The organism is Bradyrhizobium sp. B124 (assembly GCF_038967635.1).
GTDB lineage: Bacteria > Pseudomonadota > Alphaproteobacteria > Rhizobiales > Xanthobacteraceae > Bradyrhizobium.
This window is the reverse complement of sequence record NZ_CP152413.1, coordinates 7,270,660-7,294,929: the sequence shown is the minus strand read 5'-3', so window position 1 is coordinate 7,294,929 and position 24,270 is coordinate 7,270,660. Positions and strand designations below refer to the sequence as shown.

The 24,270-nt window shown below is 60.5% G+C and carries 18 protein-coding genes and 1 tRNA gene; 8 read left to right on the top strand and 11 right to left on the bottom strand.

What is annotated here, in order from left to right; all coding sequences use genetic code 11:
* Positions 1 to 172: 172 nt before the first annotated feature.
* The 4 genes from AAFG13_RS34715 to AAFG13_RS34700 all read right to left on the bottom strand — a co-directional run bounded on the left by AAFG13_RS34715 (position 173) and on the right by AAFG13_RS34700 (position 6,745).
* Positions 173 to 1,081 (bottom strand): tyrosine-type recombinase/integrase, encoded by a 909-nt coding sequence (locus AAFG13_RS34715; RefSeq protein ID WP_342709580.1) that lies wholly within the window; start codon positions 1,079 to 1,081, stop codon positions 173 to 175.
* A gap of 727 nt (positions 1,082 to 1,808) precedes the next feature.
* The gene (locus AAFG13_RS34710) at positions 1,809 to 2,921 is read right to left on the bottom strand and encodes a hypothetical protein (RefSeq protein WP_342709579.1); all 1,113 of its coding nucleotides are present in this window, start codon (positions 2,919 to 2,921) and stop codon (positions 1,809 to 1,811) included.
* A gap of 366 nt (positions 2,922 to 3,287) precedes the next feature.
* Positions 3,288 to 5,747, bottom strand: a complete 2,460-nt coding sequence (locus AAFG13_RS34705; protein WP_342709578.1) for a S8 family peptidase — start codon at positions 5,745 to 5,747, stop codon at positions 3,288 to 3,290.
* 14 nt (positions 5,748 to 5,761) lie between these two features.
* Positions 5,762 to 6,745, bottom strand: coding sequence for an ATP-binding protein (locus tag AAFG13_RS34700; RefSeq protein WP_342709577.1), 984 nt, complete (start codon positions 6,743 to 6,745; stop codon positions 5,762 to 5,764).
* 530 nt (positions 6,746 to 7,275) lie between these two features.
* Here AAFG13_RS34700 and AAFG13_RS34695 point away from each other — a divergent pair.
* From AAFG13_RS34695 to AAFG13_RS34680, 4 genes are read left to right on the top strand one after another with little or no spacing between them, the layout of a single operon-like run.
* Positions 7,276 to 8,796, top strand: a complete 1,521-nt coding sequence (locus AAFG13_RS34695) for a TIGR02677 family protein (RefSeq protein WP_342709576.1) — start codon at positions 7,276 to 7,278, stop codon at positions 8,794 to 8,796.
* A complete protein-coding gene (locus tag AAFG13_RS34690; RefSeq protein WP_342709575.1) occupies positions 8,793 to 10,100 on the top strand; it encodes a TIGR02678 family protein in 1,308 nt (435 codons plus the stop codon). The genes AAFG13_RS34695 and AAFG13_RS34690 overlap by 4 nt, the downstream gene beginning before the upstream one ends.
* On the top strand, positions 10,097 to 14,227 hold the full coding sequence (locus tag AAFG13_RS34685; protein WP_342709574.1) for a TIGR02680 family protein: 4,131 nt from the start codon (positions 10,097 to 10,099) through the stop codon (positions 14,225 to 14,227). Before AAFG13_RS34690 ends, AAFG13_RS34685 begins: the two co-directional genes overlap by 4 nt.
* A complete protein-coding gene (locus AAFG13_RS34680) occupies positions 14,224 to 15,441 on the top strand; it encodes a TIGR02679 family protein (RefSeq protein ID WP_342709573.1) in 1,218 nt (405 codons plus the stop codon). Before AAFG13_RS34685 ends, AAFG13_RS34680 begins: the two co-directional genes overlap by 4 nt.
* A 723-nt stretch (positions 15,442 to 16,164) precedes the next feature.
* Here the strand turns inward: AAFG13_RS34680 and AAFG13_RS34675 are convergent.
* Positions 16,165 to 16,626 (bottom strand): hypothetical protein, encoded by a 462-nt coding sequence (locus AAFG13_RS34675; RefSeq protein WP_342709572.1) that lies wholly within the window; start codon positions 16,624 to 16,626, stop codon positions 16,165 to 16,167.
* On the opposite strand from AAFG13_RS34675, the gene AAFG13_RS34670 reads away from it, so the two are divergent.
* Entirely contained in the window at positions 16,606 to 17,403 is a 798-nt protein-coding gene (locus AAFG13_RS34670) for a tyrosine-type recombinase/integrase (protein ID WP_342709571.1), read from the top strand. The genes AAFG13_RS34675 and AAFG13_RS34670 overlap by 21 nt on opposite strands.
* Positions 17,404 to 17,430: 27 nt before the next feature.
* On the opposite strand, the gene AAFG13_RS34665 is transcribed toward AAFG13_RS34670, so the two are convergent.
* Positions 17,431 to 17,547, bottom strand: a tRNA-Glu gene (locus tag AAFG13_RS34665).
* Between the two features lie 128 nt (positions 17,548 to 17,675).
* Here AAFG13_RS34665 and AAFG13_RS34660 point away from each other — a divergent pair.
* A complete protein-coding gene (locus tag AAFG13_RS34660) occupies positions 17,676 to 17,993 on the top strand; it encodes a hypothetical protein (RefSeq protein ID WP_342709570.1) in 318 nt (105 codons plus the stop codon).
* Here the strand turns inward: AAFG13_RS34660 and AAFG13_RS34655 are convergent.
* Positions 17,990 to 19,321 (bottom strand): integrase arm-type DNA-binding domain-containing protein, encoded by a 1,332-nt coding sequence (locus AAFG13_RS34655; RefSeq protein ID WP_342709569.1) that lies wholly within the window; start codon positions 19,319 to 19,321, stop codon positions 17,990 to 17,992. The genes AAFG13_RS34660 and AAFG13_RS34655 overlap by 4 nt on opposite strands.
* 515 nt (positions 19,322 to 19,836) lie before the next feature.
* Positions 19,837 to 20,136: a hypothetical protein gene (locus AAFG13_RS34650; protein WP_342709568.1), complete on the bottom strand. Its 300-nt coding sequence runs from the start codon at positions 20,134 to 20,136 to the stop codon at positions 19,837 to 19,839.
* 180 nt (positions 20,137 to 20,316) lie between these two features.
* On the opposite strand from AAFG13_RS34650, the gene AAFG13_RS34645 reads away from it, so the two are divergent.
* Entirely contained in the window at positions 20,317 to 20,688 is a 372-nt protein-coding gene (locus tag AAFG13_RS34645; protein WP_097677242.1) for a DUF4118 domain-containing protein, read from the top strand.
* Between the two features lie 67 nt (positions 20,689 to 20,755).
* Here the strand turns inward: AAFG13_RS34645 and AAFG13_RS34640 are convergent, their stop codons facing one another.
* The gene (locus AAFG13_RS34640; protein ID WP_171947715.1) at positions 20,756 to 20,896 is read right to left on the bottom strand and encodes a hypothetical protein; all 141 of its coding nucleotides are present in this window, start codon (positions 20,894 to 20,896) and stop codon (positions 20,756 to 20,758) included.
* Positions 20,897 to 21,076: 180 nt separating this feature from the next.
* On the opposite strand from AAFG13_RS34640, the gene AAFG13_RS34635 reads away from it, so the two are divergent.
* Positions 21,077 to 21,307: a hypothetical protein gene (locus AAFG13_RS34635; RefSeq protein ID WP_342709567.1), complete on the top strand. Its 231-nt coding sequence runs from the start codon at positions 21,077 to 21,079 to the stop codon at positions 21,305 to 21,307.
* A gap of 387 nt (positions 21,308 to 21,694) precedes the next feature.
* On the opposite strand, the gene AAFG13_RS34630 is transcribed toward AAFG13_RS34635, so the two are convergent.
* Complete coding sequence (locus tag AAFG13_RS34630) at positions 21,695 to 22,231, bottom strand: hypothetical protein (protein ID WP_342709566.1); 537 nt, start codon at positions 22,229 to 22,231, stop codon at positions 21,695 to 21,697.
* 195 nt (positions 22,232 to 22,426) lie between these two features.
* On the bottom strand, positions 22,427 to 23,971 hold the full coding sequence (locus AAFG13_RS34625; RefSeq protein ID WP_212319540.1) for an acetolactate synthase large subunit: 1,545 nt from the start codon (positions 23,969 to 23,971) through the stop codon (positions 22,427 to 22,429).
* Between the last annotated feature and the right edge of the window lie 299 nt (positions 23,972 to 24,270).

Here is a 24,270-nt window from a genome sequence, read left to right as displayed (position 1 = left end):
GGCCGCGGGTGTATTATTACGGTTTCACCCCATCACTGCGCGCCCACCGGCGCGGCGAAAGTGGAAGCAGTGCTTCGCCGAAACCAATGATGAACGCCCATGATCTGGCGCCTCAACATAGCCGCACACTTTCAATCGTTTGGCGACTACATCCCCTCCGCGCTTCGACGGGCTATGTTACCAGATTGGCCAGCACATCAGCCCTTTCCAAACTAGCTCTTAACGCTTCATCTGACACATGGGTATAAATTTCGGTCGTCGATATGCTCGAATGTCCAAGTAGCTTTTGAACGAACCGAATATCAACGCCACGCTCGATCAATAGAGTTGCGGCCGTATGGCGTAACATGTGCGGCGTGATACGACGTCTGTTGCTTGATACTTCAGAATAACGACGAAGCGCTCTTCGAATCGATTGGGGTCTCATCGGCCGCTTAAGTCGATTCAAAAACAGATGCGCAACCTTGCTCCGCTCTTTCGCGCGACACTCCAGCAGCTGCACGAGCTCAGACTGAAGCACCGCATCGGAGACATAAACATGCCGGTCTCTCGCTCCCTTGCCGCGAATCCTAACGCGCGTTCCTTCTGGGGCGATATCAGAAATGCGTATCTTGCAAAGCTCACCCACTCTTATGCCGGTTGCAATCATTAGGCGAGCCCCGATTAGAACCGGCCTGATGGAACTGGTGACCTTCCCGCGTGTGCTTGCCAAGCTTGACAATACGCCTCGAACTTCTGAGCGCGAGAGACAGCGGGGCAGTCCCTTGCGGCGCGGAAGTTCAAGACGCCATCCATGAAACGGATCTGCCGCCTGGGCCAAAGCGGCCGTCCGTCGAAAGAATGTGCGCAGACAAGCGAAGCGTCGACGCGCAGTTGAAATCGAAAGCCTTCGACGCTCCAACAGATCGGAGAGGTAAGCGCCGAGATCCGCACTGACTATTGAGGACACCGAACGGTCTGCACCCAAGAAGCGATGAAAATCGTTCAGATCCGCAGCATAGGCTTCGAGGCTGTGCGTGGACAGCTGCCGTTCGATCGTACAATACCGCAAGTAGTCGGTAACTGCTGAGCTGATCAGCATCAGAAGCACACTCCATTACACAATTCAGCCAGTCTCTATCGCAAAGACGGCCCGAATTGGCATGGGCTCAAACTCCTTCATGGTAAACGCGATCACAATTTGCGGCTGAAAGGCACATAACTCGGAATTATGCGCACTCAGTCTGCTTATTTGTCCCGCGTTCGCAAGAAGTATAACGAGATTGACGAGGTTTGGGACAAGACAGACCGTTGGCATGCGTGGAGTAGGCGACAGATCGAAGAGGAAATGCTCACGGTAGCTGAGCAATTGGTCCCTCGCGATGATCGCTGCCTTATCGTCGACGTAGGGTCAGGCGGCTACTCCTACTTCGATTCATCGCACGATCGGGTCGAGATAGATATTGCTGAAGCTCGCCTGCGGCAATCAAAATGGCCGGTTTGTGCGAGTGCGGAGCGGCTGCCGCTCCCGCCCGGAATTTCCGATCTCACTATCTGCGTCGGTCCGGTCGTTAATTATTGTTCCTTGGAAGAAGCACTGAGTGAGCTTGCGGCAGTGACGAAGAACCGGGGACTTTTGGTGCTTCACGTTGAGCTTAGCAACAGCTTCGAGTTCCTTGGCTCCAGAGACTATAAAGCAGATGCCGCCTTTGTTACGACTTTCTATAAGGGCCCCGAACAGTATTGGGTGTACTCTAACGGTTTCGTACGGCGGCTCCTTGCTGCATATGGGTTCAAGATCGAGAGGGTCAGATACTTCCACATCTTGTCTAGTCTTGTGTATCGCCTGTCCCGATCGCCAAATCTTTCTTCCTATTTCTCAATTGTCGACGTGTTTGTTCGGCGTCTTTGGAAGATGGCCGAATTTGCGGATAGCGCGATTTTTGTCTGCCGCCGCGTAGAAATTGAATAGCTGCTTCGAAGACCTCAAGAGATCTGCCGCTGCTGATCGCCACAATGCCTCCGAAAACCGCCACGAAGGCAATCAGCAACGGAATAGCCCAGTGCGGAGGCACACTTAGTTCGTAGATGATCGTGCTTGCGATGAACGCAACAGCAGCAAACATTGCTATGTACTGTCCAACCCGAAACTCGTTCGAGCGAACCGGGACATTTGCTGGGCTCGCGATTAAAGCGTCGGCCTCTGGACCATTGACCTTAACGGTTGGCTGGTTCCCAAGACGGTTCGCAAAGTCTTGGTGCAGGTGCTCCAGGTATCGTTGATACGCTCCTGTTTGCGTGCCAAAGAAATCCCGGTACCAGGGAAGATAGTGCTCGAACAAGATTCCACGGGAAATTTGAAGAAGGTCCTCTTTCCTAATCCGGTAGAGCTTTTGGCTTCCGCGCAGCATCAAGATCCCAGGGTATTTCGCCTCGTAATTTACGGGTTCGATGTTGGCCAGGAAATAGTCGGCATGAACTTTTCCAAACCCCACCTGACCGAGCAGCCGCACTAACTCGTTTCCGCCCGTTTGCTCAGACCCATACTCATTCCCGTCCTCGAGTTCGACGGCCGTAAAGTCAATCTCAAGATCAAGGCCTTGGATCGTGTCGTGAAGGAGTTGAGCAAAGATGTAGAACGCGGCATCTCCGCGGTGATCACGATCAATCACCATATGATCGACGACGACAAGCTTGGAATTCGGGTAGTAACCGAACATCGCGAACCCGATGATGCTCTTGGAGCGGAGCAAGCCCGCGAAATAGAACGTCCCCTCTGGCGTTGTTGGGTCGCCGATTTTCTGTCTTATCTGATTGGTTTTGGTTCGGAGCAGTGGCGACGTATTTTGGATAAAGATGGCAAGCGCCTTGTCTACGTCCGCGCGATCAGCGGGCGTCGGATCCAGAAGCCTGAGCTCGAAGGAAGCTTTAACTCTGCGCATAATTCCGAGTTATGTGCTGTTAGAGATGCCGAATTGGCCGCTCCGAAAGCACCGATACTAGTAATCCGCGAGGAAAAGGCAATAGAACAACCACTGGTAAATGGGAATTGTCTGCCCCTCAGGACTTGATACCAATGAACGTCTGGGTCTAGCCGCCAAGTCTCGGGCTGGCCTTCGCCCGCCACAGGTCACAGCCTTACCGGACCAACAGCAAGATCTCTCACAGGGCCTAGTTCTCCCCCGCAGAATACGCGTTCGACCTCGCGCGCGCAGCGGAGTAAGCGAACGCTTTGCACCCCCGAAATGGCCACCGCTATCCGTCGGTCGGTAGCGTTTGCAATAGCCCTGTATTCGCGCCGCCACTGGTCATGAAGCAGGTATTGGAATTTCGAGCATGTTGGCGATCGGCGTGTAGATGTCGATGTTGGCTCCCGGCGCTCTCACGGAAACGATCAGGGCATACGGCGCCGAGCGATCCCAACGCTGAAGCGCAGGCTTTTCTTTCCACCAGCCACTGATGGGAAACACCCCGATGGCATCGCGCTCAGCTAGTTCTGCCGCACTTCCGCGCCAGATATCCGAGTGGATCGATCCTTTATCGCGAATCGTGCCGAGTACCCAATTGTCGCCACCTGCCGCGGCTCCAGCCTGCCCCTCCTCTTCCGCCTCCGCAGCCTTGTTGATACGTTGGCGAAACTGCTGAAGACTCTCCAATGACCGCTTCACTGCAAAACGCAGCGAGTAAGATGAATAGCGGTGTCGTCTCGTCCATCCCCGCTCCCCGGGGTTAGGCTCGACGAAATAGGACAAGGTGACCCGCAGCTCAACATCTTGCTCCCCCAACGCTAGCAGCTCGTCTCGGGGCCACGGCAAGCGGTGGAGGTTCATGCTGCGAGTCTTGATGGTCGAACCATCCTTTCGGAACGGGAGAAGGGCATCTTCGACCATCAAGGTCGCATCGTCTGTCGCGCTCATCACTGCGCGACCGATATCAGGTACGCCCCATCCGTATCGGCGAAGCATGGCCGCCTTCTGCGCCTGAGCAGCCCCCTCGATCCTCGCGCGCATCGCAGGCGTCCATTCGGCCGAGTGCACCGCGAGAGCTCGCACGGTCTCTGGCCAGAGCTGGGGCCGAGCCACCAGGATACTGGCGCAGAGATGCGAGCCTAATGCCGCGGCCGCGCTTGTATCGCCAAAAGTCTCGAAGAGACGCATTTGTGGACGATAGTGCGTTGTTACGAGTTGAAGATCATCAATCGCTGAAGCTGCATTGACACCGTCATGGGCAAAGTTGCCACCTTCGAACACGACGTCCGGTCGGATCGGCCACTGACGATCCCAGATACCGGACGTTCGGCTCGCCGGCGATAGTTCGCCGGCTGGGGCCACCGGCTGCCAGCCGTTGAAGTCGGGATGAAAGATGCCGATCTTGTCGGTGTAAGCACCGACAACTAGAGGATTCCACGCCTGAGCAGGGCTCTCGACTTCTTCAAGGTCGTTGCGGTCTGGATAGTCCGGAGCTGAAATGTCACCTCGCAGATTCCCGGCAGCGAGCACCATGAGGCGCCGACGGTCGCCACCTCCATAGCAAAGCTGGTCGACAGCTGCCGACCAGGAAGAAGGGCGACCGCGACCAAGACCGACTTCGCTTGTCACCGCCATGCAGAACACGCGCCGACGACGCGGAGCCTGTGCCTCAGCCTTGCCGATGCCGACCTCGGTTATTGCTCCATAAAGCTCAGGATCGTTCTGGCCAGCCGGCGGTAGGATTTTGACCGTCTCCAACCGATGGCGCAGGTCAACCTGACCACCATGACTAAGCGCCGCTTCAAGATCGCCATAGAGGGCGACGCCTGACATCGACGTGCCGTGGCCGTTCCAGTAAGAGCTGTCACCTACGCCCCAATCGTTGTCATAGGCGTGCTGGTCTACTGCATCCAAGCCAGGCTCGATCAAGGGATGCACCCGGGTCGCTCCACTGTCGAGAAGACAGACTGCCGGGGCCACAGCATCAGGGGTGTCAACCCGGTCAACAAGATTACCCGCCCAGTCTGCCTGTTCGACTGGCCGCATCTCGAGGAAAAGCGTCGGCGTGTCCTTTGCAATACGCAGTTCAGCTACGGCGCCGCTATTGTCGACGAGCCTCGCCATCGCTTCTTCGTTGGCGAGCGCCAGGATCACGTCGCGCTCGGGAAAGCTGATGGCATGTTCTTTCAGGGTCACATTGAGGCGTTGTGCGACATGCCTAAGTGTCTCCAGGCGACCATCGCGAACCCATACCTCCCACCATGCTTGACGACCAGCCGTCAGAAAAAGGGATATGTCGTCCGTGAAGAGCGAACGAACAGCTCCAAGGCGGACATCCTCGATTCGAGCGACCAGAGCCTCGTTCCTCGGCTTTCCCGACTTCGTGTTCTTGTCGCGATACGTCTCGACCTTTTTCGCAAAGAACTCGGCTGAACGTTCGGGCACGAACACGGTGGCCGAAACCATCTCCTGATTATCGGCGACAGCTCTGACGGCGACGAGCTCAATCTCGGCTGGCTTATTTTCAAGACCTTCAACAGCGTCCCGCTCCGCCGCCGGGATCTCGAATTCGAGATAGAACCCTTTCTCGCCTTCAGCGACCGTTTGGTCGCGGGTTCCGAGTTTCTGCCGAGCCTGTTGGACGGCGGCACCGATCGCGTGGCCGAGCTTCTCTGCGTGCTGCGCTCTTATCCGCGCGGGAGGCAGTCCCGTGATGACAATGCGAGGTGATGTGTACGGCTCTGCTTCACCGCCACCCTCAACATGAAAATGCGGCCGATTGCGCGGCGGTCGTGCCATCTATCGTCTGCGCCTCAACTCGTGGCGGCTCTGCGTTCCGCCAATGTCGAGAGCAGCGTTGGCGTGCTGATCTCGCTTCTGTCCTCGAGTACGGCGATCTTCGCCGCCTCGTCGGCAGCCCGTGATACTTCCGCCTGGCTCAAACCCACAGTGGCTTCTAAAATCGATGACCAATCGATGTCCGAGAGGTCAAATCCCGTCAGATGTGATTCCAATATGCCGCGAGCGATCTCCGGGTCCGGCAATCCATAAACAATGACGTCGTCGAAACGCCGGAAAACGGCTTTATCCAGCAGCTCCGGGTGGTTGGTCGCAGCAACAATCAGGCTTGGGCCGTCATCGTTTTCCAAAAACTGGAGAAATGAATTGAGCACGCGCCGGATCTCGCCGACATCGTTCGTGTGCGATCGTTGTGAGCCAATCGCATCGAACTCGTCGAAGAAGTATACGCCGCGCTGAACTGCAACAGCATCAAACACCAGGCGAAGGCGCGTCGCCGTTTCGCCCATGAGCTTGCCGATCAAGCCGTCATAGAGAACTGTGAATAGTGGCAGCTTCAACTCGCCGGCGAGAGCGGAAGCCGTCATGGTCTTGCCTGAGCCCGGAGGCCCAATCAACAGCAGCTTCCGTCGAGGCATCAGGCCGCGAGCGCGCAGGCGCGCCTGTTGGCGTTGTTCGGTCAAAACGCGTGCTAAGCGCTCTTTCAGGTGTGGTCCTAACACCATGCTGTTCAGCCGAATATCCGAATATCGCGCCGCCAGCAGGCTACTGAGTTCGCCTTTTGGCTGCGCTAGAGGAACGGGACCGGCCCCGCGCCGACCGACATGCGTGGTCTTGCCCTTCGCCGCGTCGATCAGTTCGCGCAGTTCCTGGGCGAGTTTGCCGTGTCCTTGCCTCGCCTCGTGCGCGGCAAGCTGCGTCGCCACGGAGAGGAAGCGGTCCTCATCTCCATCGATATGGCTGCGCAGCAACGCGACGATGTGGCGAGCGGTCGACATTATTCCCTACTTCTGGTTCCAGTCTGGAGTTCCTCCAAAACTGACACTAACGATCGAGCGTGGGGCTGTATCGGACAAAAGAGCTCACATCTATTCGACCCGGCCCTGATTTCACAGGATTCGGCGACCCCGGCAGGCTTTGAGCCTGATCACCAGTCTACCAATGAGTGGTTAAGTGTTTCGGATCCCATCCCTGGACGGCACGCGGTTGACCTGCCGCGAGCAGAAATATGCACCTTCCGCGATGACAGAACATAACATGAACATTATATCCATTGGTCGTCTTCGGTCAAGAACACCAGCAACGATTGCGCTGGCCAAATGCCCACTGCGGGTACGGCTTAAATGCCTCTTGGGAGGTCGGCGTAAATAATCATGGGTAGCCGTCGGCTGCAGAAGGTCCATGCCAAACCATGCATCACCGATATCGGCCTTCCTGTGTTTAGCGGTCGTCTAGGGCTAATTTGCTTTGACGGACGCCGCTCACCGGGCCACCATTGCGAGGTATTTCAAGTAGTTATGGGGCATGCATGAGCGGTCAATTCGAGATCGCCACTCATCAGGACCTTTTCCGTCACGTCACCGCCGATAATGCGGCGCTGTACCGGTGCGTCCTGGATGTGTGCGCGGCAGCTGAACGTCAACTGCTGCTTTACGTCCGGCCTTCCGAGATTCTCGCGCAAGCAAAGTGGCTGGGCGAGCCGCCAACCCCGTCCGAACTGGACACCATCCTCGACAAGCTGACCGAGTGGGGAAATCTCGACTGCCAGGCCGACAACTCGCGCGTCACCTCGTTGAGCGGGTTCTATCGCCGCCGCATGCTCTACCGGCTTTCGAAGGGCGGCGTCTCCGTCGAGATGGCGCTCAGCGCCTTCGCCAAGGAGATGCAGCGCCGCGGCGAACTGCAGACGGTCGCGCTTGAAGACATCGGCAAGAGCCTCCTCACGCTGATCCATCTCGGCCGAAGCAACGATCCTGACGTCGCCAAGATCTACGAGACCCTCAACGGTCTGATGACGGTGTTCAACAACATGGCCGAGACCGCGCGAGCCTTCATGGCCGGCGTCCTCCGCGGTGTCGATTTGCAGGACGGCGACGTGGACGCCGTGCTGAACTACAAGCAGCGTCTCATCGAGTACATCCGCCAATTCGTCGGCGACTTGGTTAGCCGAAGCGGTGCGATTTCGGAAGACATCAATGCCCTTCAGTTGCGTATCGACGCGATGCTCCAGTCTGTCGCTCGCCGTCAGGCACGCAACGCACCTCCGGGCGAAGAGCAGGCGGCCTACGAAGCCGAATTGAAGATGTGGGACGAGCGGTGGCAGGGCCTGCGAATGTGGTTCGTCGGCGGGTCGAACGGCGAGCGGTCCCAGAGCGAACAGCTCAGAAGTCGCGCCCGCGCCGCGATTCCGCAACTGCTTGCAGCGATCATCGCGATCAACGAACGCCGAAGCGGCCGCAGCGACCGCTCGGCGGACTTCAAAAGCCTTGCTCACTGGTTCCTCGACTGCGACGGCGACGAAGACGCCCACCGACTTGCACGAGCCGCGTTTGCGCTCAACCCGGCGCGTCATTATGCCGAAAACACCGCAGCTGCTGACGTTACCGGTGTCATTCCGTGGCATAAGGCGCCGTCCATCGTCGTTCCGCTGCGGCTCCGCGAGACTGGCTACAGCATGCCCCGCGGACGGCTCCCGCACGTTCATGATCGAAGCGCCGGACGCAAGAAGCTCGAAGCGCAGGTCGGTGAAGAGCATGCGCAGATCGAGGCAGCCAGACAAAAATTCGCAACCGGGTGCCCCCTGCTCCTCTCGGAGCTATGGCGTCTAAACTCGCACGAGTTCCGATTTTTCCTCGATCTCTTGGGCGAAGCCATCGCGACCAAGGCCGCCGGCGACGATGGCGTCACCGAGATCCAGTCCAACGACGGCCTCTATCTCATCCGGCTTGAACCGCTCGACGCGGACACGGAAGCCGAGATCGTCACCGAAGACGGCCTGTTTTGCGGCCGCGACCACCGCATCACCATCACGCCGACGGATGCCGCATGAGCGCCGCCTCGTCCACGCGGAATGATGCGGCCGCACAGACCGGCCGCCCTGGTGGACGCGAGATCCTGCGCCAGCAGGAGACGCAGGAACACGCCGAGCGCAGGGAGGCCGTTCGCGCGCTCCTGATGCGCCCGTTACTGACGCCCGCAACCGCCGAAGCAAGAGAGGCTCTCCGTCTGGTGCGACGTCACTCCGCATACCTCAGGGAGTGGTTCGCCCGCGAGGCCGGATGGCCGCTGCGCGTGGAGCGCGACTACGCCAGGCTGTGGAAACGCCCGAGCGACACAAGCGATCCGACGCGAGGATGGGCAAGTTTCAACCGCAGGCGCTACGCGATCTTCTGCCTGGTATGCGCGGTGCTCGCGCGGAGCGACCCGCAGATCACCCTTTCAGCCCTGGGTGACCAAATCCTGTCCCTTGCAAAGGATACCGATCTCCTCAGCCGCGGTTTCATTCTCGACATGGCGGACATCCACGACCGACGCAACCTTGCATCGGCCTGCGTCGCGCTCGGCGAACTCGGCGTACTCAACGCCATCGATGGAGACGCCGAGTCGTTCGTCAAGTCCGGGCAGTCGGAAGATCGGTCCCGCGACGTCCTCTACGACGTCAATCGCGGACCGCTTGCGAGCATTCTTGCATGCGTGCGGGGGCCATCCACGTGGCCCGAGAACGATGCACCTAAGACGACCATCGATCGGATCTCGGCCATTACGGCAGACATTCAGCCGGAGACCGACGAGGGCCGCCGCGATGTCAGCCGGCACCGCATCTCAAGGCGCCTTCTCGACGATCCCGTTGTGTACGACGGCACAATCGACGAGGCCGACATGCAATACTTCATCAATCAGCGCGGCGCGATGGCGAACCGCCTCGCGCTTGGCACCGGCCTTGTCGTCGAACTCCGTTCCGAGGGCCTTGCACTTTGCGATCCAGACGGCAATTGTAGTGACGTCGCGATGCCAGCGGACGGCACCGATGCCCACGTCACGCTCCTTGTGGCCGACCACTTGGCACATGCCGAGAGCGGCGTTCCCGATCGCCTGCAAATCGAAAGGTTCGTGGCTCAATCGGCCAAGCGGTACGGCCGATATTGGCGGCGCAGCGCCCAGGGCGAAGCCGGCGCGCGGGAGCTGACGGCGATTGCCATCCACCGTCTTAGTCAACTCAAGCTCATCACCATCGAAGGCGACAGCATCGAGGTTCTGCCGGCGCTTTCTCGCTACAAACTGGGCGAACCGGACATCAAGCATCGCGATGACAGCGATCGGCTGCCCGACGTTTCCGAGGAGGCCGACGAATGAACTCCGTTCTTCCTTTCAACCCACAAAGCACCGGCCCCGTCCTGCCCCTTCCCGGCAAAAAGCGCTGGCAGCCTTTGCGGACCGGCGTCGTGGAGATATTTTTCTATGACGTGGAGGAATTCTGGTTCATCGACGGACACATCGTGTATCGGGGCAACAACGGCGCTGGCAAGTCCAAACTCTTGGCACTCACGCTACCATTCCTCTTCGATGCCAATCTGAGCCCGTTCCGCGTCGAGCCGGATGGCGATCGAACCAAGAAGATGGCGTGGAATCTCCTCATGGGGAGGCACAAGCGCCGCGTCGGATATGTCTGGGTCGAGTTCGGGCGCGTCGACGAGGAAGGCAACAACCAGTTCGTCACGCTTGCGTGTGGACTGGAAGCGGTCGAAGACCGCGCGAACGTGGAAAGCTGGTTCTTCATCATCGATGGAAGCCGCGTCGGTCAGGATTGCTCGTTCATCACGCCTGAAAGAGCGGTGCTTCGCCGAACGCAGCTGAAAGATGAGCTCGCTGACAAAGGCGGACACTTCTTTGACCGTGCCGACGATTACCGCCGTGCCGTGGATCAAAGACTTTTCCAACTCGGAGAGGAACGTTACCGCATCCTGGTCGACACCCTCATTCAGCTTCGCCATCCGCAGCTTACAAAGACCCCCGACGAGACGCGTCTTTCCAACGCCCTGACTGCCGCCCTACCTCCGGTCGCGGCCGAAATGATCGACACCATTGCGGAAGCCATGAGCCGCCTTGAAGAGGATCGCAACCAGCTTAAATCCTATGAATTGGTCCACGCCGCCATCGGAAAATTCGAGCGAACCTATCGCCGCTATGCTGGCGCTCGGATTCGTACGTTTGCGCGCGAGGTCCGAGCCGCAAGAACCAAGTTCGAAGAGGCAAGCGCGGAGGTAAACAAAGCCGCCGCGCAATTGGCCTCTGCGCTTCAAGAATCGACATCGGCTGAAACCGCCAACATCAACGCGAAACGCGAAGCCGAAGCGGCGGATGCGGCATACAAGGGCATCCTTCAACATCCCGACGGCCTCAAGGCGGCAGATCTTGCGACCAAACGGATCCTGGCGGAAGAGGCTGAGGGGCGGCTGACTGTATCCGAGAAACGCTCCGCAACGGCGGCTGCAGATCTGAAGACAGAGTCCGAACGCCAGCAAGCGGCAAGGGCCGACCTTGACCGTGCGATGGAAACCTTTGCCGTCAATCGAAGAAAGGCGCTCGATCTCGCCAGATCCGTCGGCATGGTCGCCCAGTTTGAGCATGCGAAGTCCTACTCCGCGTTGCCAAGCGAGCTTGTGCACGATGGGCAGACCACTCTCCAATCCGAGCGTGGTAGTCTGCTGACCGCGATCAGGGGCCGCAGAAGCAGCATCGATGCGGTTATCGAGCTGCTTCGCGAAGTCGACAACAAGATTTCGGTGCTGGCGAACGCGGAGCGCGACGAGAATGCGGCCCGTGGCCTCCGTGACGAAGCCGGCAAGACTCTCGCCGCCGCCGAGAATGCGCTGAACGATGAGATCGAAGCTCTCGGCGCGGCGTGGCGCCGCCATCTCGGGGACTGCGGGCATCTCATGGCAATAGCGACCGAGGAAGTCGTGGGTGCCCTCGTCGAATGGGCTCACTCGCTCGAAGGCGAAAACCCGGCCGCGCGCGAGCTCATCGCCAAGTGTCGACTTGCATACAAACGGCTCACCGAGGCGCTGGCCGAGCTGAAACATCAGGAGGCTGCGGTACGCGCCGAACTGGACGCCGTGGCAAAGCAGATCGCGGATCTGCAGACTGGCTCATTCGAGCGTCCTGCCATCCCGTACACACGCAAGGCTGATCGCAACGGCCGCCCGGGGCAGGCCTTGTGGCAGGCCGTCGACTTTGTATCGGAGGCCGACGACGGCGTTCGGGCCGGCCTCGAAGCCGCACTTGAGGCATCCGGACTTCTCGACGCGTGGATCCTCCCCGACGGCAGGATGTTCATCGGCGAGATCGAGCATGACGTGTCGCTTGTTTCGAGGCCCTTGGTCACCGGCAGGACCCTCGCCGACTGGCTTGTTTACTCTGGCGAGCCGTCGGTCCAGGATGCCGTCGAGACTTTTCTGTGCGCAGTCTCCTGTACCGACACCGACGACGGCGCCGAGATGTGGGTATCGCCGGCCGGCCATTTCCGCCTCGGCGCACTCTCGGGCACATGGGAGAAATCCCGCGCCACGTACATTGGTCATTCGGCTCGGGAGAGAGCCAGACTGAAAAGGATCGAAGAGCTCGAAGCCACTGCGACCGACCTCAGCGAGCAACTTGCCGGTCTCGAAACCGCGATTACGAGCAATGGCGCCACGACCGAGGCCATCGAACAGGTGGAAAGGACCTGCCCGCCGGACACCAATCTCCGCAAGTCGCACGACACCGTGCGCTCGGCAACCAACGATCTGCACCGGGCAACTGAAAACGTCAGAACAAGGGCAAACGATACCGCGGTCGCACGACAGGCTTTGCACGCGTGCAGGGAGTCCGCCGAGCAGGCGGCACTCGACACCGCTCTTCCATGCGACAAGCGAGCTCTCGAACAGGCCCGCATCGCTTGCGATTCCCTCGGCGACGCGCACCTCATCGTCGTCGAACATTGCTCGAATTCCATCCGCGCCGCGCAAAGCCTTCAAGACACCAACGAGCGTGTGGAAAGCGCCCGCGTTCGCCATCACGCCGCAGCAGAGGACGTCAAGGTCGCGGCGATATCTGCGACGTCCGCGCGCGCCGTATACGATGCTCTCAAGGAAAGCGTGGGAGCGTCCTCCGAACAGTGGGAACGTCGCCTCATTGGTGCGCAAAAGCGGCTCGAGGATGCCAAGGCCGACGTGGACAGCACGGACGATCGCCGGCTCTCGGCGGTGGCCGTGCATACCCAGGCCGTCGGTGCACACGAAACTGCGACCCAGGCTCTGGCGATGCGCGTAGAGGAACGGCAGCGAGCGGCAAGCAATCTGCAAACGCTCGCAGCAACAGGTCTGATGGCCGCCGGCGCCCCCAACGTACTGTTCCCCGACACTGGCCGGACATGGACGGTCGACGAGACGCGGGGGCTTGCCGCAGATCTGAATCAAGCGCTCAGCGACATCCGCGACAACGAGTGGGATGGCCTGCAGTCCAAGATCTACGGCGAATACGTCGATCTCCAGAATGCACTCGCTCAACTGGGATACGTCCCCGACAGTAAGAATGTCGAGGGATTCGGTCTGGTGGTCACCATCGCGGTCCAGAACAAGAGCGGACTGTCACCTGCCGAGGTCCTTGCACAGGTCGACACCGAGATCACGCAGCGTCGGACCCTTCTCACCGAAAGCGAGACGAAGATTCTGGAGGACCACCTCCAGTCGGAGATGTCCGTCCAAATCCGCAATCTCATTCAGGACGCCGAACAGTATGTCGAAAGGGTCAACGCAGAAATCGAGAAACGTCCGACCTCAACGGGCACCTATTTCCGCCTGAGGTGGATCCCGCTCACTGAAGCGCAAGGTGCTCCTGCCGATCTGGAGGACGCCCGCAAACGTCTCCTCAAGACGAACGCGGATCTGTGGACCGAAAATGACAGGCAAGCCATCGGGGCCATGCTGCAGCGACGCATTGAGGAAGAGCGGCTGAAGGCCGAAGAGTCTGGCGGCAGCAGTCTCCGCGAGCAGCTTTCCGCCGCCCTCGACTATCGCCAGTGGCACCGCTTCGTCGTCGAGCGCAACGCAATGGGCAGGTGGATTTCCATTTCTCAGCCCGCCTCCGGCGGCGAACGTGCGTTGGGTCTCACCATTCCCATGTTCGCAGCCGTCGCAAGCTTCTACGGCGACGAGCACAGCACCCGGCCGCGCCTTGTCCTGCTGGATGAAGCGTACGCCGGCATCGACGACGGCGTCCGGGCGCACTGCATGGGCCTGATCCACGAGTTCGATCTGGACTTCGTTATCACGAGCGAACGCGAATGGGCCTGCTACAAGACGCTGCCGGGCGTCGCGATCTGCCAACTCCAGAGACACGACACGTTCGACGCCATTCACGTCTCCCGCTGGCGATGGAACGGAAAGACGCGTTCAAGGATGGAAGAACCGGCGCGGCTGATGTTGAACCGTAGCGCATGACGTCGGCCATAGACGAACGCCTGGTCCGGCTCCTCGGCGGCGCCGAGCTTTCCGATCTGCGCGCGCGGCTGCGCAGGCGTTACGAGCTCGGACCGGCCGACGGCAAGCTCCCATCGATCCAGGTCAGCAAGCTGAATGAAGCGGAACGCGCCGCACTCGCGTCCCTGGTCGGCCGCAAAGGCGGCGTGGCAGCTTCAATCTCCATCGACGTCAGCGCAGTCGACCGAGCGCTCTCCGATGCCGGTATCGCACCATCCCTTCGAACTGCGCTCGAACTTCTTGACGGTCCGATCCCCCACCGAGAAACTGAATTGAACAGGATTCGCGACAGTTGGGCGGCCGTTCTGGCCGGCTGCTCGCACGCCGATCTGATCGCCTATTTGGCCTCGCCGCTCAACTTTGGCGTCCTAAAGCGCTTATCAGGCAATCAACCGGATTCCGCGTCCCTTATCTGCAGACAAACCGAAGACATCCTCAGACGGCTTCCCGCTGCGGGAGTACCGCGCGCTCAAATTGCGGCGGAGCATCTCGGAGACGCTCACGGACTGGACAGCGCCCGCCCGGTCGCCACTCTCACGCTCGCCGTCCTTCGAAGCCGCTCATCGACAGACACAGGCGATGACCGCGATACATGGGCTGCGGTCGGCATCCTGGTGAACGAACTCGCCAGGCCTGCCCTGTTCTTGAATGTGCCGTGCAGCGGATTGCCAATCTCGCCAGGAGAACCACAATACGCATCACTGCGGCTTCTCGCACGGCGGCCGCCGGAATGGACGGTGGCGAGCAGATCCATTTTGGTGTGCGAGAACCCGAATCTCGTCGCAATCCTCGCCGACCAGCTCAGGACCGCTTGCCCTCCGGTCGTTTGCGTCGACGGCCACCTCGGGGCGGCTCAGCGGACCATTCTCAAACAGCTCAAAGAATCGGGAGCAAATCTGCGATACCATGGCGACTACGATTGGCCAGGAATTTCGATCGCCAACTACGTGATTGCGAAATACGACGCCGTACCATGGCATTTCTCAGCGGCAGACTACGTCGCCGCCGCCAACAGCGCTCCTCAGTTCGCAATAGCGCTCAGCGGACGGCCCGTCATCGCTTCATGGGATGCTGAGCTCACCACGGCCATGGAAAAGACCGGAATCAAGATCGAGGAGGAGGCCATCGCCGAGCGGATCGTTGACCTTTTGGGCAAAGAGTCGCTACACGCCTGACTAGATCCGAGAACGCACTCCTGTCCGGACGATCGACCGCGAGTGCGTCGACGGTGGAGCAGATCTCATCGGTTCGGCCCCAAGGGAGACTCCCGCGCACGCGATTGCTCCTCACCGATTTACATGCTTATGGCGATTTCAAGGAAGCGGAGATGCAGAGGCGAGCAACGCTAGGCTCGCGTAGTACGAGGCTAAAGTTGAAAACATGGGTTAAGCCGTTGCACGACGTCATCGAGCAGGGCTACCGGGTGGTCCAAAGTTCGGTCTCGCTGCACAGAACCCCTAGACTCTAACCGCCGCCGGATGAAAGTTCGGTGGCAGGTCATATATATTGCCTGAAGGGGGTAAGGCTGAAGAGCCCGAAGGGATGACGGGGCTGGCGAGTCATGGCGCCAGAGGAAAGGTCCTCATCGCGTTCCCCGGCTCGCGGGAGGCTGGTAGCGAGGCAGTGTTCGCAAGACGCACTCGTCCACCCGCGCGTGAAGGGAGTTCGCAGTGTCGCTGTCTCCGAAGAAGATTCGGCGGTTCAGCCGGTCACGTCCCCCAAGAGCCTCGATGCAAAACTCGCGGGATTTTTCGATTGCTCCGCGTTCCGCGTCAGATAGCGCGCTCTGGGCATGCGCAAGCGTACAAGCCAGGAAAAGCGCGGCGGCTATCAAGGGAGGATGTTCCAGCCAACGTTGACAGAGCAGGCGTGAAACTACGAAGCCAAAAGCCTTGAGCTTATTGAATCGCCGCAATGCCGCGACTCCAGCGCGGGCGTCCGGATGTAAACAATCCGCCGCACCTGCTTTTCTCAACACACTTATTGCACTCTTCAGTATAGCCATTCTTCCAATCTGAAATCGATTGAACTGCGTGAGGCCAAATAGAGACGTCAAGCACACATCGTGGAAGATTGTAGACCGAAACGGTCATGCCAGTGGCCGCCAAAATGTGAACACCTTCGGAAAGGCTCTCGCGGTAATCCATCGGATCAATCCAGAGCGACTGCTCGTTGGCGATAGCGAAGCCGGTACCGCTGCGATCATCGGGGCGATCGAGCGCAAACCAAAACTCCCGAAAGACATTCCACACTCTATCGGCGCGCTGATCACGTCCTACTTGGGGAGCGATCGCTTTTCTCTCTCTGGGAGAAGGCAGCAGTCCGGATATCGGAGCCGCATGGATCAGGTCAAACGTCACCACGGGCACCGATCAGCCATCGGTTTGACGAAGGAACGTATAGAGGAAGTAATTCTCAAGCCGCTTCACAACCTGCCCGGCGCGAAGATCGATACGCTCAAAAAGCTGAGGATCCTCATCCGCCATGCTAAAGACGATCTGAAGTGGTTCAAGATCAATCCATCGGAGGGCATCAAGCGTGGCAAGTCGAAAGAAATTCGCGCGTGGCGCGATGCCGAGATGGCCGCTTATGAGAAGCGCTGGAAGTTCGGCACCAAACAGCGCGCGGCATACGAGCTAATGCTGAACGTCGGCACTGCACGCGGCGATACGCACCTGACCACTTGGGTGCAGGCCGATGCCGATGACTTTGAATACACCCGGCGCAAGACTGGCGTTCCCGTCGTCGTTGAGAAGGCGATATCGCTTAAGAAGGCGCTAGATGCGCTGCCACGCAAACACGTTTGTATTCTCACGACGGAATACGGCAAGCCATTCACCGTCGACGGCTTTAGCGGCTGGATGCGTGACGCGATGGACGAGGCTGGCCTGCCGCTCGACTGCCGGCCGCACGGCCTGCGCAAGACCTTTGGTCGCCTCCTCGCCGATGCTGGCGCGACTGCACACGAGATCATGGCAGCGATGGGCCATCTCACTCTTGCTGAAGCTGAACGCTACACGCGCGAGGCCGATCGGCGTCGCGGTGGTCGCCGCGCGATCGTGAAACTCGAGGACCACAAGGCGAACAGAATGCCCCAAACCCGTTCTGCAGGTTTGGGGAAACCGTCAAAAAGCTGAGAGAGATCAACGCACGGAGAGCCCGGCTGGCGCTCCCTAGGGGAATCGAACCCCTGTTTCAGCCTCGAGAGGGCCAAGCTCCGATCCGTTTGATGTTAATCGCAAAAAAGGGGATCGGCGACTGAAAGACAATCACTTCGAGCTCGCGGATCATTCGTCCTATTTGTACGCCACAGCTACTCAGCCGCCGAACCTGCGCTTTAGATCTCTATCTTGCTGGAGAAGCCTCGATCTTAGTGGATCGAAGAGCGATCGTAGTTCGGGGGTGAGGGATGCGCGGGAAGGACGAAGAGAGTGACGCCACGGCGTTTGGGTCGCCAGATAGCCGGAAAATATCCCGCGCCGCGAAGCACCCCCGCAAGAACCGTGGCATGCCGCCGCCCGCAACTTTCGATATCGATACCCTGCCGGGCAGCTCCAATTTGACCGCCTTGGAGACGGCAGCAGTCATCCGGCGCACGCCCGGAGCGCTCGAACAGTGGCGGCGCGATCCGAACCACCTGCTGAAATGGCGCTACGTCGATGGTCGCCCGCTCTACCGCGTCGATGCGGTCCGCGATTATCTCGCCGGCTGCTACAAAACCACCTAGACCGTCCCAGCCGCATAGTGCTCGCGGAGACGACCGAGCAACTCAGCCTTAATGGGGTCGAGCGGATTCGTCCGCTGCAAGCGCACGACCTTGCCCATCCGTGCCGCGCCGATCAATTCCGCGATGTAGTCATGCGCCGCTTCGAACGCCATCTTACGAATGATCCACTGTTCGTCGTGATTGTAGACCTGATCGATTCCACTTGGCTTCTGCCCGACACAGAGCCGCTGGATCTCGTTGTCGTAGCCGCAGCGTGACATGATCGTGCGTAAGCTGCGCCTCAGGTCATGCATGGTGAACTTGTCAACACCCGCTTCCTTGACCAAACGATTGACCATCTTGGTGAAGCCCGACAACAGGCCGCCGGTCTTCGGTGACGGGAAGACATAGTCGGATGTTGCCCGTTGAAAATGTTTCGCGGCCGCGAGCACCTCATCAACGAGGTGCGTGCGCGGTACATCGTGGTGCAAACCCATCTTGGTCCAGGCCGCATCGAAGGTGATGCGGTCGTCCATGATGTTCTTTTGCCACTCGATCAGGGTTGGCTCGCTACGTCGCGGTCCACCGAGTAGGCACGTCCTCGTCAGGAGGCCAAAGGTCCCAAGCTTGCCGGATGCGTGCCAAACCTTGATGATTTCTTCATCGGTCAGGGCACGACCCTTCGTTCGACGTCCAACCCTTTGCGCACGGGTTTCCTTGGGCTCGCGGTAGCCAGCCAGCACATTGTGGTCGACATAGCCCTCGCCAACGCACCATTCGAGGAAGGTGTGGGTGTGCTTGCGTAGGTCCTTGGCCGCACCACGCTTGCCGGTTTTGGCGACCCGGTCGACTGCCGCCATGATTTGCCGCCGCGTCAGCTCCCCCACGCCGCCCTCGGCATGCTCCTTGAGCCCGCGCCGCAACGCCGAAATTGCCGGCTTCCAGTTGACGACCTGACGACCGGTCAGGGACATCTGGTAGGGACCATCTACGACGACGAGGTCCGCCAGCGTGGTGCGCTGCTTCTCGGCTGCCTGCTGCCGCCTCGCCTCGCGTTTCGCGTCGTTGGGGTCCATGCCCTTGATCACCTCGCCTGCGGCGATGGTGGCGGCCTTGCGCGCCGCTTTCTCATTATATTTGGGCCAAGGGCCGAGGGTCTTACGCTGGGTCCCCCTCACCCCCGGCTTGGTGAAGAGGTAAACCCAAGTCCGACCGCCTGTGGCACGCATGCGCAGGGCGAGGCCGGGCAGCTTGTCGTCGTGGAGATAATGCTGCGCCTTGCCGGGCGGCAGCACGGCGTTGCGGATCGCCGCATCGGTGAGTGTCAGCTGGTTGGTCGGCTCTGTCATCATTCCTTCCCCGCGTTTGTGCCCCGGTGTGCCCCGCGAGGAGGCAATCGTCGCCGATCGGAACCGGCTCTCAGAGCTTACCCTCATCCTGTGCCCCAGAACGAAGGACCGAGAGACCCGACAGAACCGGATCTCAGACCTCCGCTCATTTTGTGCCCCAAGGGAAAATCTGAGGCGGGCACAACAGGGGCACACAAAATGCAGTATGGCCTCTTATGGCCTCCTGAGGCTTAAATTACCATAACTAGCTGTAACATAATGAGTTATTCAGACAAAACTGTGGCTGCGTGTGGCCAGCTTGGATCTACGGATTGTGGTTCACACGGGAGAGGTCCAAGGTTCGATCCCTTGTGCGTCCACCATTCCCCTTCCTGAACCGTCGGTTGCGGACGATTGTCGACATTCTGCTGCCCTTCGGGACCGCGCCTCATCAAAAATGTCGAAAACAACCCCATGCAAAGTAGCCGACGCAAGCCGTAGCGGCGCTTGACCGCCGTTCGTCGCGCCATTCCGGCTCACTGCCGGCGGCGGTGCGGGGCGGATGACGGCTTGGTGTTGCGCCGGCCGAGTTCGCCGAGCAGGTCGCGAACCGCGCCGTCGAGTTCGTCCGGCGGCGGGGTGGCTTGATCGGCGGATTGCGTGACGGTCGGCCGATACCAGCCGCGGGCGGAGATGTCGTCATTCGCGGCGCGGACGTCGGGCGCGTGAACCCGCGGCGGAGACCGCCGTCTGCGGCGCGAGATCAGCGCGCGCACGCCGTACCCCGATACGAAGCCGATCCCGGTGACCAGCACGACAAGCAGCAATTCCAGCATTGTGTCGTCCCACCATCACCCTGCCGCAATGCAATAAGCGCGACAATGCGGCGGCGGCTTGACCGGGACGGCTCCTTTTCACTGTGCCGAGCACAACGCTGACCCTCGGAGTCCTACGGGGTTTTGTTTGCAGGCCTCCTCGGCTACCTTCCCGGAACTCGCGGAGGCCGGGACGTCTCGATGCGCAAGGGCAACGACTACATTCTGAAGCTGCGGCCTTGGTCATTGTCGACGTTCGTCGTCGCCCTGTTGGCCGTGGTGCTCGCCACCGCGACGCAGGAGATGTTCGCAAGCTTCGGCATGCAGTTCTATTTCGCGGCCTTCGTGCCGGCGATCCTGATCGCCGGGCTGATGGGCGGCGCACCGGCCGGCGCCTTTGCCACCATCATCACGGTGCCGATCGTCTGGTGGGTGTTCATGCCCCCCTATTTCGAGTTCGCCTGGCCGACGGCCGACGATTATGACAGCATCGCGACGTTCCTGCTGTCGAGCGCGCTCCTGCTCGGTTTCTCGCAGCTTTACCGGGAAGCGCTGGCCATTTTGCGGAAATAGCTGACCGGCGCAGGCCGCGACCGCCTGCCGGCTCCGGCAAGCCGGTTGCCCGCACGGATCGCTCGCCTCAGATCCCGAACATCCAGACCGCGACGATGGTGGCCAGTGTCGCCAGTCCGCTGATGGTCCAGCCCACCGTGTAGAAGGTATCCTCGGGGGCGGTGTCGAGCACCGTGTTGGTGGTTTCCGTCATTGACCGCCAGCGCATGGCGTCTCTCCTCGGAACTCCTGCCCAGCGACATAACGCGGCTCGCGGTTGCCGGTTCCGCCCATCTCGAAGCGGCAGCGCCGTTCACGCACAGCTCACGGACTGCTGATCGGGGTCGCGGAACCTGCGACATTCTGTCCCGTTGAGGGGCGCCGGAAACCAACTTGGGAGAACCATCCGATGCGAACACTGATCCTCGCCGCCACGGCGCTTGCCTTCGTCTCGTCCACCGCACTCGCGCAGGACAAGGCCCCCGCAGCGCAAAGCGGCGACACGGCGACCAAGGGCGAGGCGACCAAAATGGCGCCGAAGAAGAAAGCGAAGACCGCCAAGAAATCGAGCGCCAAGGGGGGCGTCAAGGGAGGTACCAAGGCTGGCGCCACGACCGGCGACGATGCGGCCAAGCAATAAACAGAAATAGTCGCGGTAGCCGATCACGGATCTGGCGATCACGGAAAAGGCCGCCCCGAAGGCGGCCTTTTTGCTTGCTGTCTCGGTGCGGATGCCGCCTCGCCCGTCACGTCGCAATCAAATGCGCCGACCGCTTGGGGCGGTGATTGTTGGGGCAGTGAGTGTTGGGGCCGTGAGAATTGGACCAGCGAATTCAAGTGCGGGAGAGGGAGCGAAAGAGGCGCAGAGCCGATAATCCGCACCGCCATCGGATCGTTCTGAAAATTGACCACCAGCTCCAGGAATTGCTCCACCTCCCGCGCCTTCTGTTGTGACGCGCGTGCAGCGGCAACGCATGATCCAAACGGGCTATCACTGCGATGCAGAGCAAGATTCATCGCGATAGAGTCAATGCTGGGCACCATCGTCGCGCCTGCCCGCGAGCCCGCTCTCGCGTAGGCGCTCCGCAAACCAGCGCGACGTGGCGCTGTCGACGGCGCCGCCGGCATAGATTTCGGAATGGCTCACGCCGTGCTGTCCGACGATCACCAGAACGCCCATTGCATAGGCAAACCAGACATTCGGATCGGTCAGCGCCTGCAGCTTGCGCTGGTCGTGCTCGAGCGGCTGGTGGTTGCTGTCCTTGCGCAGCTCGATGGCCAGGAGATTGTTCGGGATGTCACGCTGATGCACGACGATATCGGGATAGATCGACTTGCCGAGATGGTCGTCGGTCGAGCTCCCCGAGCCGCGCGGCAGCCGCAGCGTGCGCTCGCCGAGCCGATCATAGTTGCAGTCGACCTGCCAGCCGGGAAACTGCCGCTCGACATAGACCGCCAGCCGGTGAGTGAGCGTTCGCTCGCCGAGATCGCGCTCCAGCAGAAACGTCTCCTGCGCGTAGAATTCCTTAACGGCGGCGATCACCTTGTTCAGCTCGGTCTGCATTGACGCCTCCGACTGGACTAAAGCGCGATGAGGTCAGGTTGATCCATCATCGCGCTTTAGCTCTTTTGTTTGAGCATGATCTCCGCGCAAACGCATCGCGTTTGTCGCAGGGAAAACCGCTTCGCACTTTGCGCTAACGCGGCCGTTCCCGTCCGGATCATGCTCGGCCGCCGCCGCAGCCCCGCAACAGCGCTGCTACACCTGCACTTCGATCAGCCGCGGGCCCGGCTCGGCGATGGCTTCCGCCAAGGCCTTGTTGAACTCGTCCGCGGTGGTCACCGCCCGGCCCGGCACGCCCATGCTCTTGCCGAGCGCGACGAAATCCAGCGTCGGGCTGTCGATCCTCAGCATGTCCTGCGCCCGCTTGCCCGGTTCGCCGGCGCCGACGCCATCGAACTCGCCGCGCAGGATCTGGTACATGCGATTGGCGAACACGATGGTGACGATGTTGAGCCCTTCGCGCGCCTGCGTCCACAGCGACTGGATCGTGTACATCGCGCTGCCATCGCCGACCATGCAGATCACCTTGCGGTCCGGACAGGCGATCGCGGCGCCGGTCGCGACCGGCGTCGAATAGCCGATCGAGCCGCCCAGGTTCTGAATCCAGTCGTGCGGAGCGGCGCTCGCCGTCAGCGGAAAGAAACCGCGCCCGGTCGTGATGGATTCGTCGACCAGGATGGCATTGTCAGGAACCGCAGCCGCGATCGCCTGGGCGATCGACGCGTGGTTCAAGGCACCGGTCGGCTTCACCAGTTCGACGGTCGCCTGCGGCTTCACATCGGCCGGCTTGGCGCCAACCGCAGAGGCCAGTGCCTGCAGCGCCGCCACCGAATTCTCCCCGCTCGAGGTCATGCGATGCACCTCGCATCCCTCCGGCTTCAGCAGGCTCGGCTTGTTCGGATAGGCGAAGAACGCGACGGGTTCGTTGGCTTCGACGAGAACGATGTGCCGAAAGCCCTTCAGCGCCGCGAGCGCCAGCTCGACCACGTAAGGCACCCGCTCGATCGAAAACCGCCCGCGCCCGCGCGCCATCCGCGGGCTCGCCAGCTGACCCATGACCTTGCAGCCGGTCTTGCCGGCGATCTGCGCCGCCAGCGCCAGCCCCGGCTCTGTCACCGCGCTGCCGGTCATCAGCAGCAATGTCGGTTCACCGCTGCGCAGCACCTTGGCGGCGCTCTCGACGGCCTGTGGCGAATAGTTCCGGCGCTGCGATTCCACAGGCACCTGGGCCACCCCGTCGGCCTCGTTCCACGCGGTGTCGGCAGGCAGGATCAAGGTCGCAACCTGCGGCGGCGCGCCGCTGGCCGCGGCGATCGCGGCGGCGCCATCACGGGCGACCGACTTGGCGTCCGGCGAGGTGCGCACCCAGGCCGACATCGGCCGTGCCAGGCCTTCGATGTCGGACGTCAGCGGTGCGTTGTATTCGATGTGATAGGTGGCGTGCTGGCCGACGATGTTGACGATGCCGGAATGCGCCTTCTTGGCGTTGTGCAGATTGGCGAGGCCGTTGGCAAGGCCGGGCCCGAGATGCAGCAGCGTCGAGGCCGGCGTTCCCTTCATGCGGAAGTAGCCGTCGGCCGCACCGGTCACCACACCTTCGAACAGGCCGAGCACGCAGCGCATGCCGGGCACCTTGTCCAGTGCTGCGACGAAATGCATCTCCGAGGTGCCCGGATTGGTAAAGCAGACGTCCACGCCGCCCGCGACCAACGTCCGCACCAGACTTTCCGCACCGTTCATGCTCACGCTCCCGTTTCGAGATGTTCTTGAGGTCGCTTCAGAGCATGATCCAATCCGATTGAATCGGATCATGCTCTCATCCTTTTGTTTGGTCGCGTTTTCTTGACGCGAACCGGTCCCCACTTCGCTTGAAAACGCTCCAGATCAACCATTCTTCAGCCGCTTCGTCAAAGGTTTGGCGGGACAATGCAGCTATCGCTTACGGTCTGTTGCCTTTTTAAACCGTGTTGTCGGAAAATGGCTGATGTCACAGCTTCGTCGCTTGCGAAAGGCCGGCGATTGTGGCCTTTTTGGCTGCA